Source organism: Mucilaginibacter arboris (genome assembly GCF_009754915.1).
Classification (GTDB): domain Bacteria; phylum Bacteroidota; class Bacteroidia; order Sphingobacteriales; family Sphingobacteriaceae; genus Mucilaginibacter_A; species Mucilaginibacter_A arboris.
Genome location: NZ_WPIK01000001.1, coordinates 332,966 through 344,121 on the forward strand (window position 1 = coordinate 332,966; position 11,156 = coordinate 344,121).

Below are 11,156 nucleotides of genomic sequence, written 5' to 3' on the forward strand. Positions count from 1 at the left end.
CAAAATAGCGTATAAGATTACGAAAGCAAATCCGGACGGCGTTGTTTAGTCCGTTCTAATGCTTGTTCGTGACGCCATTTTTCAATTTCTCCGGCATTTCCGCTTAGTAAAATTGGTGGAACTGCTTGTCCGTTCCATTCTGCCGGGCGCGTATATAAAGGCGCATCCAGTAATCCGTCCTGAAAAGAATCTGATAAAGCAGAAGTTTCATCAGAAAGTACGCCTGGAATCAATCTCACCACTGCATCTACCAAAACCGCTGCAGGCAATTCTCCTCCCGATAAAACATAATCGCCAACAGAAATTTCGCGCGTAACGAAATTATCCCGGATACGCTGGTCAATTCCTTTGTAATGTCCACACAAAACCATCACATTTTCTTTAATAGAAAGTTGGTTGGCGATGTGTTGATTTAACGTTTCACCGTCTGGCGTCATAAAAATCACTTCATCGTATTCACGTTGTGTTTTCAGGTGATTAATGCAGTTGGCAAAAGGTTCTACTGTCATAATCATACCGCTTCCGCCGCCATAAGGATAATCATCCACACTTTTTTGCTTGTTGGTTGCGTAATCGCGCAGGTTATGCACTTGGATTTCTGCAATTCCTTTTTTTTGCGCCCTTAATAAAATGGAATGTGCAAACGGGCTTTCGAGCAAACCAGGCAAAACAGTAATGATATCAAAACGCATGAGGCAAAGATAAGGCGTTGAAATTAAAAGGCGGAACGCAGTAAGGACCCTTTAACCCAACTTTAACAAGAAAATTATAGCTTAATCCATCAAAATAAACCTTAATTTTGAATTATGGCAACACTAATTATACATCCTGATAATGAAGAGCAACTAACTGCTGTAAGGGCTATTTTACACGCTTTAAAAATTTCTTTCGAAGAAGAAAACACTTACAATCCGGAATTTGTAGCTGAAATTTTAAAAGCAGAAGAAGATATAAAAAACGGAAAAGGTGTTAGTATCCGTACTGAGGATCTATGGAAATAATTTATTCGCCTAAGGCAATACAGGATTTGCAGTATTGGAAAAAATCGGGCAATAAAATTATACAAAAGAAAATTCAGGAATTAATTAACGCATAGAGGAAAACCCTTTTGAAGGAATTGGCAAACCAGAGCAATTAAAGTATAATTTAGCAGGAAGATGGTCTAGAAGAATCAATAACGAACATCGAATTATTTACAGTATTTCTGATAAAAATCAAACAATAATCTTAAATATTCTTTCTTTAAAAGGTCATTATGATTTGTATTGAACAATAGTAGTTCAATCTAAATAAACATCCAGCAAACCTTCCGGCAAATCCACCAAAACTACTCCTTTTACCACATCAATACTTTTAATAATGCTTTCGTTTAGCGGGAAAAGCACTTCCTGGTTTTTATAAGAAACCGTTGCAATTAACTGCTGCGGAAATTGATTGATTTCGATAATTTCGCCCAGTTCTCCTTCGTTTACATCAACAGCAATAAAATTAAGCAAGTCTTTCAAACCAAATTCGCTCTTTTTCTTTTTTGGCTTTACCTTGTTGGGCAGGTAAATAGCCTTTTTTACTAATAATGCAGCCTTTTCTACCGTATCCACGTCTTCCAGTTGCAAATAAGCCATATTTTTTTGCGGAAGTTTAAAAAACGTTACAAAATACGGCACCAGCTTTCCGGCAAGTTCAATAAACAAAGTGTTGAATTTCAGCTTTTCGGGTTCATCAAAAGCAATAAACAACTGTAGTTCACCTTTTAAACCGCGTGTTTTGGTAACAGCACCTAAGTGGAAACAATCTTCTGTAGTCATCAATAAAAAGGGCTTAAAACAAGTATAGCGAAGCTCTTCTGTTTGTAGAAGATGCTTCGCTATACCATAAAATGCTATATTTAATTACTCAGCCGGAGTTTCGGTTTCTTCCGTAACCGGTTCTGCTGCCGGTGGCGTATTTTTAGCAGCAATTGCAGTAGCACGGTCTGCGTTTTTCTTAGCTTCAGCAGCTAAAGCAGTTTTACGCGCTTCATCTTTTGATGTACCTAAGTTTGTTTTTTTACCGCTGATTTTATTTTCTTTTTGCTCAGTCCATTCTGCAAATTTTGCATCGGCCTGTTCTGCGGTCAAGGCGCCTTTTTGTACGCCGCCTTGCAAGTGTTTTTTGTACATTACACCTTTGTAACCTAAAATAGCACGGCAAGTATCTGTTGGTTGTGCACCTGAATTTACCCAATCAAGCGTTTTATCGAAATTAATATCGATGGTTGCCGGATTGGTGTTTGGATTGTAAGAACCAATGCGTTCGATGAAGCGGCCATCTCTTGGTGCACGTGCATCGGCTACTACGATGTAATAAAAAGGCTTGCCTTTTTTACCGTGTCTTTGTAATCTGATTTTTGTTGCCATTTTTTGTTTTTATGTATTCAACATATCCCCCGGAACTTTTTGTTGCGGGGCTGCAAAAGTAGAAAAAACTATTTAATAAAAACGCATAATCATTAATAAATCAACTTTAACGGTTTTTTTAACTTAAATTAAACCTTATCCTTAAAATAATTTTTTCTATTTGTACAATTGGCAAAGTATTGCAAATAAAGTATTGCAAATATGGAAAAACAACGGATTGCGATTGATATGGACGAAGTGCTGGCAGATGTTATTGCTAAGTTTAAATTGCTTTACAAGCGCGATCATCCTAAAGAAACTTTACAGGAACTGGCAGACGGCAAAGAATTTTATGACATTGTGCCAGAACATATAGCTGGCGATTTTAGAAAACACATTTACGAAAAAGGGTTTTTCAGAGACCTGGACGTGATTAAAGACAGCCAGCGGGTAGTTAAAGAACTGGATAAAAAATATGATGTTTTTATTGTTTCTGCTGCGATGGAGTTTCGTAATTCATTGGAAGATAAAGTTGACTGGCTGGTCGATCATTTCCCTTTCATCCCATGGCAACGAACCATTTTTTGCGGCTTAAAAATAGTAAATGTTGATGTGATGATTGATGACCGCAGCCGAAATTTTACTGCATTTAATGGCCGTCCGTTGCTGTTTACTTCTCCCCATAATAAGTTAATTAACGAATTTGAAAGGGTTAATACCTGGGAAGAAGTAGCCGCAAAACTACTCTAAATTTTAGGGTGATAAAAGAAGCAGCCTCACCCCAGCCCTCTCCAAAGGAGAGGGAGTAGGAATGCTTCTTTTATCGCCCTAAAATCTACAAAGACAAAATCTCAACTATTTTTAAGAAGTTAGCGTTGATTTCTGTATTGTGTTTAATAGCATGATCAAAATCAGTATAACTAATCTCGTTATGGATGAGGCCGATCATTTCATTTCGGTGCCCGTCCAGCAAGGCTTCTACTGCCGCTACACCAACCCGGCTGGCCAAAACACGGTCCATACAAGTTGGGCTGCCGCCACGCTGGATATGGCCTAAAATAGAAATCCGTGTATCGTAATTCGGATACTTTTCTTTGATTTTGTCCCCAATTTCAAAAGCGCCGCCCGCCTCGTCGGCTTCTGCTACAATAATAATTTTGGATGATTTATGCCTCCGGCCACGTTCTAACCTTGCAAAAACAGATTCGATACCGCTATTTATAGTTTCCGGTATCAAAATAGCTTCGGCACCGGTAGCAATACCTGTCCGTAAAGCAATCAGTCCGCAATCCCGGCCCATTACTTCCACAATAAACAAACGGTCATGAGATTCGGCCGTGTCACGGATTTTATCTACAGCACTAACAGCCGTATTAATAGCAGTATCATAACCGATAGTAAAATCGGTACCAAACAAATCATTATCAATTGTTCCGGGCAAGCCTACTACCGGCATATTAAATTCGTTTCCAAAAATTTTTGCGCCCGTAAAAGTTCCGTCTCCACCGATAGCAACCAAGGCATCAACCTTGTTTTTTTGTAGCTGTTCGTATGCTATTTTTCGCCCTTCAGGTGTCCTAAATAGTTCACTGCGGGCAGTTTTTAAAATAGTTCCGCCGCGCTGTACAATATTAGCTACCGAACGGCGGTCCATTAAAAACATATCACCATTGATCATGCCTTCGTAGCCACGGCGGATACCGGTAACCTGAATATTGTAATATAAAGCCGTGCGGACAACGGCACGAATAGCAGCATTCATTCCGGGTGCATCGCCACCAGAAGTAAATACGCCAATGTTTTCTATAGAAGAAGTACTCATAATAATTATAATCTAAGCGGCACAAGCCCGGCTAATACAAATTATTTAACCGGAATACTGAAATCAACATCTTCTGGCGGAAGACATTGTTTATCATTACAAACCATGTATTCGAGTTTGCCTTTTATGCTGGCCTGATCTTTTTTAAGTTTTATTTTTTGTTGAAAGACAACGCTTTTTTCAAAATAACTTACATTCATTTTAAAAGCATTTTCAAATTTGGTAACTGGTTTAGGTTCTGCAATTGCTCCGTTTAGCGCATAATCTTTTGATGGCGTAAAAGTAACTGCCGTTTTAACCGGCCCGCCATCTTTTTGCTGGGTAGAATAAATGTGCCAGCCGTTATCTATTGTTGCTTTTAACAGCAGGACTGCTTCTGTTTTGTTGATTTTTTTAGCAGCATAAGACCATTTTACAGGCGTTAAAATTTGTGCAAATAAGCCTGTACTTAATAATGATATAACGATAAAGAGTGTTAACTTTTTCATAATTAGCTAAAAATAAATTTGATCTGTTTCAGATCATAAAATACAGTTTCCTTTTGTTTTTTGACACCTAAGAAACCAAAATGGTTTACCGCGAATATTTCTCCTTCAAAAACTTCATTGTTTGCTTTAAATTGAAGTGTTTTCCTAAAACCATACAGATTATCTAAGTATTCCTGTTTAATTTCTTCAGATTTGCCCGCCTTTAACTTTAAATAATAAAATTCTATTCCGGCACAAATTTGTAACAATACTTCTTTTAAACTGCATTCTTTTTGAAGAATTTGCTTTACAGAAACAGGGTTTGGCAAGTGGCCAGGGAAATTTTCCTGATTAATATTGATGCCGATACCAATAATCGAATGTTTAATGTTTTTACCAGCCAAAACATTTTCTATCAAGATGCCGCCAAGCTTCTTTTGACCATAATAAATATCATTCGGCCATTTTATACACGTATCCTTTCCTAAGATTTTTTGTAACGGTTTTATTACCCCTAAACTGATGGCGGTTAAGAGATCAAAAGAATTGGCCAGCATTAAAAACCCGGGAAGCAAAAGTAAACTAAAAGTCAGGTTTTTACCTGCTTCGCTATGCCATCCATTTTGTTGCTGTCCTTTTCCCGCCGTTTGCTGTTCTGCCATAATGACTGTTCCTTCCGGCAATGGCGTGGAATTTGCCATTAGTTGTTTCATCAGGTCGTTGGTGGACGTTATTTCCTTAAATGACAGAATATTTTGCCCAACAAATGCATTCGAAATTATGTTATTTTGCAAAGTAGAATAAAACGTGTGTAAATTCGTTTTCAAAACTAAGTGTTTTTAATGGTAATAAACAAGAATAAATTAGAATCAGCCTTAATTTCAGAAGTCATTATTAATGGGATCCAGGAAAAAAAAGGCAATGATATTGTTAGATTAGACCTCAGAAATATCCGCAGTTCGGTGTCAGATTATTTTGTGATCTGCCATGCCGAATCAACCACCCAGGTAAAGGCTATTGCAGGAAGCGTAGAAGAAGAAGTTTACAAAGCTTTGAAGCAAGACCCCTGGAGGAAAGAAGGTTTTGAATACGGAGAGTGGATTTTATTAGATTACATTGACGTTGTAGTACACATATTTAAAACAGATAAACGCGAGTTTTACGGGATAGAAGAATTGTGGGGCGATGCCGAATTTAAATCTTATAAAAGTGCTTAATTTGTTTCTGGTCCTGTAGTGTTTTATATAATATGTGTTTGTAAAAAATGAAAGAAAAAAACTCTGAAAATCAGAAAACTATCCGCCGGATACCTAATAAAAAAACTACACCAAAACCGCCTAAATTTAACTTTATGTGGATCTATGCAATTGCTGTAATAGGATTGCTGGTTGTACCTTATTTTTTTGGCGGCAGCGGAGGCAAGCTTATTAACTTTCAAACTTTTGAAAGTAGTATGCTGAGAAAAGGCGACGTTGATAAAATTGTTGCTTATAAAAACGGTGACTTGGTAGTAGCCGAAGTTTATATTAAAAAAGACAGTTTGAACAAAACTGATTATGCAGATGTGCGTGATAAACGCTCTTTTAATATGGCTAATGATAATGCCCAGTATTATTTTACTGATGCATCTTACGAAAGCCTGAAACAATCTGTACAAAACGCACAAAAAGACATACCTGACGCACAAAAAGTACCGATTACTTACGAGCAGCACGAAAGCATCTTTTCCAGTTGGTTAGTTCAAACCATTATTATGGTTGCTTTATTTGCCGGCATGTGGATGTTAATTATGCGCAGAATGGGCGGCGGATCTGGCGGTGGCCCAGGCGGGCAAATTTTCAATATTGGTAAATCTAAAGCTACTTTATTTGATAAAGAATCTCAGGTTAATGTTACTTTTAATGATGTTGCCGGCTTAGAAGAAGCAAAACAGGAAGTAATGGAAATTGTAGATTTCCTTAAAAATCCAAAGAAATACACCAACTTAGGTGGTAAAATACCGAAAGGTGCTTTGCTGATCGGTTCTCCTGGAACAGGTAAAACTTTACTGGCAAAAGCAGTAGCTGGTGAAGCACAAGTACCTTTCTTCTCGCTTTCAGGTTCAGATTTTGTAGAAATGTTTGTAGGTGTAGGCGCTTCCCGTGTGCGTGATTTATTTAAGCAAGCAAAAGACAAGGCCCCTTGTATCATTTTTATTGATGAGATTGATGCAATTGGCCGTGCCCGTGGCAAAAACAACATTGTAGGCGGTAATGATGAACGCGAAAATACCCTAAACCAGTTGTTAGTTGAAATGGATGGATTTGGAACTGATTCCGGTATCATTATTCTGGCAGCTACTAACCGCCCGGATGTACTGGATTCGGCTTTAATGCGTCCGGGACGTTTTGACAGACAGGTTTCTATTGATAAACCTGATTTGAATGGCCGCGAACAAATCTTTAAAGTACATTTATTGCCGGTAAAAACAGCATCAGATGTGGATGCAAAAAAACTTTCGGCCCAAACGCCTGGTTTTGCCGGTGCAGAAATTGCCAATGTTTGTAATGAAGCAGCCTTAATTGCTGCCCGTAAAAACAAAGAAGCTGTAGATATGCAGGATTTTCAGGATGCAGTTGACCGTGTAATTGGCGGATTGGAAAAGAAAAACAAGATCATTTCCCCAGAGGAAAAAAGAATTGTTGCTTTTCACGAAGCCGGGCATGCCATAGCCGGTTGGTTTTTAGAACATGCTGATCCTTTGGTAAAAGTTTCTATCGTTCCGCGTGGTGTTGCAGCTTTAGGTTATGCACAATATTTGCCAAAAGAACAGTTTTTATATACTACAGAACAACTAACCGATGGTTTATGTATGACGATGGGTGGCCGTGTAGCAGAAGATATAGTTTTCAATAAAATATCAACCGGAGCACAAAACGACTTGGAACGGATAACCAAACTTTCTTATGCTATGGTTTCTATTTATGGTATGAACGATAAAGTTGGAAATGTATCTTTTAATGATACACAAGGCGAGTATCAGTTTAACAAACCCTATTCAGAAAAAACATCTGAATTAATTGATAACGAGGTCCGTAATTTAATTAACAATGTTTACGAACGCACGAAGCAGTTGCTGATGGAAAAACGTGAGGGATTGGATAAATTGGCCCATAAATTATTGGAAAAAGAGATCCTGTTTCAATCTGACCTGGAAGAAATTTTAGGCAAACGACCTTTTGAACATCGTACCACTTATGATGAATTTGTGAACGGAGAAGAACCATCATCAAATTTGGAACCGGTTGAACAAAACCTGATCCATGAAGGTGTTGGTGATCATTCCGGAACTTTCGCCAGAAACCCGGAAGAAACCGGTGCAAATTCAAAACCAGAATAAACATTTGCAACTCATTTTAAGCCACTATGTAAACGCATAGTGGCTTTTATTTTGAAATGAAAGACAACACGACCCCAAAAGAGCAACTGCTGAAAAAGATACGTAAGGCTTTGCTGGAAAAACGCGATAACCCCTATCCGCAACTGGAAGATGTACCGCTGTACCCACCACAGAACGATATTCTGGAAATGATGTTTGCCGAACAATTTACGGCTGTTGCCGGTCAGTTTATTTTTTGTGAAGATGAAATACAGTTCATCGAAAACCTGCTCACACTTGCCGAGCAGCGCAACTGGCATAAAATATATTGCTGGGAAAGTTATCTGCAAAATATCCTCAAAACATACGAATATCCTTATTTTGAAACAGACAAAGATTTTGAGCAGGCAGAAGTCGGATTAACCTTATGCGATGCTTTAATTGCCAGAAACGGAAGTATTTTAATTACCAACGGAAGTGCTGCTGGCAGACGATTAAGTATTTACCCGCACCAACATATAGTTTTGGCCTACACCTCTCAGTTAGTTTTAGATTTAAAAGATGGATTTAAATTGCTTAAAGATAAATACAAAAACAAACTGCCATCCATGATTTCTACCATAACAGGCCCAAGCAGAACAGCGGACATCGAAAAAACACTGGTAATTGGTGCGCATGGCCCAAAAGAAATTTTTGTTTTTCTGTTAGATGATTTACAGGCATAAAAGAAGCATTTGTTGCAGATAGTTAATGGTTGATAGCTAAGCAAAGTTTACAGCCATAAAAGAAGCATGTTCCGTTTTTAGCAATGCTTCTTTTATCGGCTTTTTTTATTGATCTATTATTCTAAATACTAAAAATATTAGTATTTTTGTTTATGGATCAGCAGGAAAACGAAGCGTATTTTAAAGGCAGAGGTGCGCAGTTAAACACGCACAACAAGTTTTTGCAAAACAAATACGTAAGAGAATTTGAGGAAGGATTGGACGAGCCGTTTTTAGAAAATAGCAAAACCCAGTTTTTTAACGAGTCCCCTAAAAACATTGTCAGCGAATCAAACAGTCCAGATTTATCTTTTAATTATTCCATCAACCCATACCAGGGCTGCGAACATGGCTGCATTTATTGTTACGCCCGCAACTCGCATGAATATTACGGTTTTAGCGCAGGCCTCGATTTTGAACGAAAGATCATTGTTAAACATAATGCTGCCCTTCTGCTGGAAAAATACTTCAACAAAAAGAATTATCAGCCTGCCGTAATTGCACTTTCCGGCAATACAGATTGTTATCAGCCAATAGAAAAAAAGTTAAAAATCACACGTTCTTTGCTGGAGGTTTTTTTAAAATATAAGCATCCGATTAGCATCATCACTAAAAATAACCTGATCCTTCGTGACATCGATTTAGTTGAAGCTTTAGCCAGGCTTGATTTGATCCATGTTAACGTTTCCATCACTTCTTTATCGGAAGATTTACGTTTGAAATTAGAACCTCGTACCGTAACCGCTGCCGGCCGTTTAAACGTAATCAAAAAACTTTCGGAAGCAGGTGTACCTGTCCGGGTAATGGTAGCCCCTATTATTCCGGGTTTAAACAGTCACGAAATTACAAACATTATTAAAGCTGCCGCTAATTGTGGCGCGCGGGATGCAGCTTATACTATCGTGAGGCTGAACGGTTCAATCGGAGCTATTTTTACCGATTGGATTTACAAAGCGTTTCCGGATCAGGCAGAAAAAGTATTGCATCAAATTGAGAATTGCCATGGAGGAAAACTTAATGATTCCCGCTGGGGGACACGGAAAAGTGGTGACGGGAATATTGCAGCATCAATCCAGCAATTCTTTACAATTGCTTGTAAAAAATACCTGAACGAACGCAAAATCCCTCCTTATAACCTCAACCATTTTATAAACCAGCATGGCAGGCAAACAGAATTATTTTGATCCTATTTTGAAAATCAACAAAATAGCATTAATTTTATACTAAATACCATTTTGGTATAGAGTATAAAAAATTATGCAAGCCGATATCCGTTCGGTAATTGTTGCTACCGGAAGTTATATTCCGGAAGTTATCATTACCAGTACTCACTTTATTAACCACCGTTTTTTTGAGAAAAACGGGAACCCGATTGCTAAAACCAACGAGGTTATTTTAGACCAGTTTAAAAACATTACTGAGATAGAAGAAAGGCGTTACGCAAAAAAGGATCAAAACACATCCGATTTAGGTTTTTTAGCCGCAAAAGATGCACTGGAAAGTTCGGGCATAGATGGAGAAACACTCGATTACATTATTGTAGCCCACAATTTTGGCGATATTGCTTACGGTACAAACCGTGTTGATTTAGTCCCTACACTCGCTGCAAGAATTAAGCAGCTTTTACAAATCAAAAACCCAGATTGTGTGGCTTATGATTTGCCTTTTGGCTGCCCGGGCTGGGTAGAAGGTGTTATTCAGGCTAATTATTTCCTTAAATCAGGCGATGCCAAAAGATGCATGGTAATTGGGGCCGAAGTACTTTCCAGGATCACTGATCCGCATGACCGTGATACCATGATTTATGCTGATGGTGCCGGCGCTGTTATTTTAGAAGCTGTTGCTGCTGCTGATGTTGGGATTTTAGCACACAAAACACAATCTCATGCGGTTGATTATGCTGATCTGCTAACCATGGGCCCTTCTTTTGCGCCCGAAAAAGGAATAGAAAAGGATTTATTTATTAAGATGAATGGCCGGAAGCTGTACGAATATGCGCTGGTCCATGTACCGCAAGTAATAAAAATGGCGCTTGATAAAGCAAACGTATGTTTATATGATATAAAAAAAGTATTAATTCATCAGGCAAACGGGAAAATGGACACGGCCATTATGCAACGTGTTTTTAAACTTTACGGCGAAGAAGAATTTCCGGCGGAGTTAATGCCGATGAATATTTCTCATTATGGCAATAGTTCTGTCGCTACTGTTCCAACACTGCTCGATACTATCTTAAAAGGCAAAATGGAAGGACAAGCTATTCATCCCGGAGATAAAATTTTGTTTGCTTCCGTTGGTGCCGGCATGAACATTAATGCTATTGTTTATCAGAATTAAGCCTGATGCTTCTTTTACCGCATAAAAAAAGGT

At 38.3% G+C, this 11,156-nt stretch carries 14 protein-coding genes; 8 read left to right on the plus strand and 6 right to left on the minus strand.

The genetic code is table 11. From position 1 onward, the window contains the following. Positions 1 to 17 precede the first annotated feature (17 nt). Positions 18 to 692 carry a tRNA (guanosine(37)-N1)-methyltransferase TrmD gene (trmD, locus tag GO621_RS01620; protein ID WP_157563460.1) on the minus strand — a complete coding sequence of 225 codons (675 nt, stop codon included), beginning with the start codon at positions 690 to 692 and terminating at the stop codon, positions 18 to 20. A gap of 114 nt (positions 693 to 806) precedes the next feature. Here trmD and GO621_RS01625 point away from each other — a divergent pair, with 114 nt between their 5' ends. After that, complete coding sequence (locus GO621_RS01625) at positions 807 to 1,001, plus strand: DUF2683 family protein (protein WP_157563463.1); 195 nt, start codon at positions 807 to 809, stop codon at positions 999 to 1,001. Between the two features lie 115 nt (positions 1,002 to 1,116). Next, a complete protein-coding gene (locus tag GO621_RS18975) occupies positions 1,117 to 1,269 on the plus strand; it encodes a Txe/YoeB family addiction module toxin (protein WP_317163371.1) in 153 nt (50 codons plus the stop codon). 11 nt (positions 1,270 to 1,280) lie between these two features. Here the strand turns inward: GO621_RS18975 and rimM are convergent, their stop codons facing one another. Both rimM and GO621_RS01640 read right to left on the minus strand, forming a co-directional pair. Next, the gene (rimM, locus tag GO621_RS01635) at positions 1,281 to 1,805 is read right to left on the minus strand and encodes a ribosome maturation factor RimM (protein ID WP_157563465.1); all 525 of its coding nucleotides are present in this window, start codon (positions 1,803 to 1,805) and stop codon (positions 1,281 to 1,283) included. An 84-nt stretch (positions 1,806 to 1,889) separates the two neighbouring features. Then, a complete protein-coding gene (locus GO621_RS01640) occupies positions 1,890 to 2,396 on the minus strand; it encodes a 30S ribosomal protein S16 (protein WP_157563467.1) in 507 nt (168 codons plus the stop codon). A gap of 201 nt (positions 2,397 to 2,597) precedes the next feature. Here GO621_RS01640 and GO621_RS01645 point away from each other — a divergent pair, with 201 nt between their 5' ends. Further along, a complete protein-coding gene (locus tag GO621_RS01645; RefSeq protein ID WP_232335564.1) occupies positions 2,598 to 3,125 on the plus strand; it encodes a 5' nucleotidase, NT5C type in 528 nt (175 codons plus the stop codon). 85 nt (positions 3,126 to 3,210) lie between these two features. Here the strand turns inward: GO621_RS01645 and pfkA are convergent, their stop codons facing one another. Genes pfkA through GO621_RS01660 form a run of 3 tightly spaced genes read right to left on the minus strand, consistent with a single transcriptional unit; the run spans position 3,211 to position 5,491 of the window. Next, the gene (gene pfkA, locus GO621_RS01650; RefSeq protein WP_157563470.1) at positions 3,211 to 4,197 is read right to left on the minus strand and encodes a 6-phosphofructokinase; all 987 of its coding nucleotides are present in this window, start codon (positions 4,195 to 4,197) and stop codon (positions 3,211 to 3,213) included. A gap of 41 nt (positions 4,198 to 4,238) precedes the next feature. Continuing rightward, positions 4,239 to 4,685: a protein-disulfide reductase DsbD domain-containing protein gene (locus GO621_RS01655; protein ID WP_157563473.1), complete on the minus strand. Its 447-nt coding sequence runs from the start codon at positions 4,683 to 4,685 to the stop codon at positions 4,239 to 4,241. A gap of 2 nt (positions 4,686 to 4,687) precedes the next feature. Beyond that, positions 4,688 to 5,491, minus strand: coding sequence for a biotin--[acetyl-CoA-carboxylase] ligase (locus GO621_RS01660; protein WP_198170093.1), 804 nt, complete (start codon positions 5,489 to 5,491; stop codon positions 4,688 to 4,690). 15 nt (positions 5,492 to 5,506) lie between these two features. Between GO621_RS01660 and rsfS the strand changes: the two genes are divergently transcribed. The 5 genes from rsfS to GO621_RS01685 all read left to right on the plus strand — a co-directional run bounded on the left by rsfS (position 5,507) and on the right by GO621_RS01685 (position 11,123). After that, the gene (gene rsfS, locus GO621_RS01665) at positions 5,507 to 5,881 is read left to right on the plus strand and encodes a ribosome silencing factor (RefSeq protein WP_157563489.1); all 375 of its coding nucleotides are present in this window, start codon (positions 5,507 to 5,509) and stop codon (positions 5,879 to 5,881) included. A 47-nt stretch (positions 5,882 to 5,928) separates the two neighbouring features. After that, on the plus strand, positions 5,929 to 8,043 hold the full coding sequence (ftsH, locus tag GO621_RS01670) for an ATP-dependent zinc metalloprotease FtsH (RefSeq protein WP_157563491.1): 2,115 nt from the start codon (positions 5,929 to 5,931) through the stop codon (positions 8,041 to 8,043). Positions 8,044 to 8,099: 56 nt separating this feature from the next. Next, on the plus strand, positions 8,100 to 8,747 hold the full coding sequence (locus GO621_RS01675; protein ID WP_157563493.1) for a LutC/YkgG family protein: 648 nt from the start codon (positions 8,100 to 8,102) through the stop codon (positions 8,745 to 8,747). Between the two features lie 152 nt (positions 8,748 to 8,899). Next, positions 8,900 to 9,970 carry a PA0069 family radical SAM protein gene (locus GO621_RS01680; protein ID WP_157563496.1) on the plus strand — a complete coding sequence of 357 codons (1,071 nt, stop codon included), beginning with the start codon at positions 8,900 to 8,902 and terminating at the stop codon, positions 9,968 to 9,970. Positions 9,971 to 10,043: 73 nt separating this feature from the next. Then, positions 10,044 to 11,123, plus strand: a complete 1,080-nt coding sequence (locus tag GO621_RS01685; RefSeq protein ID WP_157563499.1) for a 3-oxoacyl-ACP synthase III family protein — start codon at positions 10,044 to 10,046, stop codon at positions 11,121 to 11,123. Positions 11,124 to 11,156: the final 33 nt, after the last annotated feature.

Excerpts from the sequence above, each read along its gene's own strand:
- ftsH (WP_157563491.1), top strand. The coding sequence starts at position 5,929 with ATGAAAGAAAAAAACTCTGAAAATCAGAAAACTATCCGCCGGATACCT.
- GO621_RS01645 (WP_232335564.1), top strand. The coding sequence starts at position 2,598 with ATGGAAAAACAACGGATTGCGATTGATATGGACGAAGTGCTGGCAGAT.
- GO621_RS01680 (WP_157563496.1), top strand. The coding sequence starts at position 8,900 with ATGGATCAGCAGGAAAACGAAGCGTATTTTAAAGGCAGAGGTGCGCAG.
- GO621_RS01655 (WP_157563473.1), bottom strand. The coding sequence starts at position 4,685 with ATGAAAAAGTTAACACTCTTTATCGTTATATCATTATTAAGTACAGGC.
- GO621_RS01640 (WP_157563467.1), bottom strand. The coding sequence starts at position 2,396 with ATGGCAACAAAAATCAGATTACAAAGACACGGTAAAAAAGGCAAGCCT.
- GO621_RS01625 (WP_157563463.1), top strand. The coding sequence starts at position 807 with ATGGCAACACTAATTATACATCCTGATAATGAAGAGCAACTAACTGCT.
- GO621_RS01675 (WP_157563493.1), top strand. The coding sequence starts at position 8,100 with ATGAAAGACAACACGACCCCAAAAGAGCAACTGCTGAAAAAGATACGT.
- pfkA (WP_157563470.1), bottom strand. The coding sequence starts at position 4,197 with ATGAGTACTTCTTCTATAGAAAACATTGGCGTATTTACTTCTGGTGGC.
- rsfS (WP_157563489.1), top strand. The coding sequence starts at position 5,507 with ATGGTAATAAACAAGAATAAATTAGAATCAGCCTTAATTTCAGAAGTC.
- rimM (WP_157563465.1), bottom strand. The coding sequence starts at position 1,805 with ATGACTACAGAAGATTGTTTCCACTTAGGTGCTGTTACCAAAACACGC.
- GO621_RS01685 (WP_157563499.1), top strand. The coding sequence starts at position 10,044 with ATGCAAGCCGATATCCGTTCGGTAATTGTTGCTACCGGAAGTTATATT.
- trmD (WP_157563460.1), bottom strand. The coding sequence starts at position 692 with ATGCGTTTTGATATCATTACTGTTTTGCCTGGTTTGCTCGAAAGCCCG.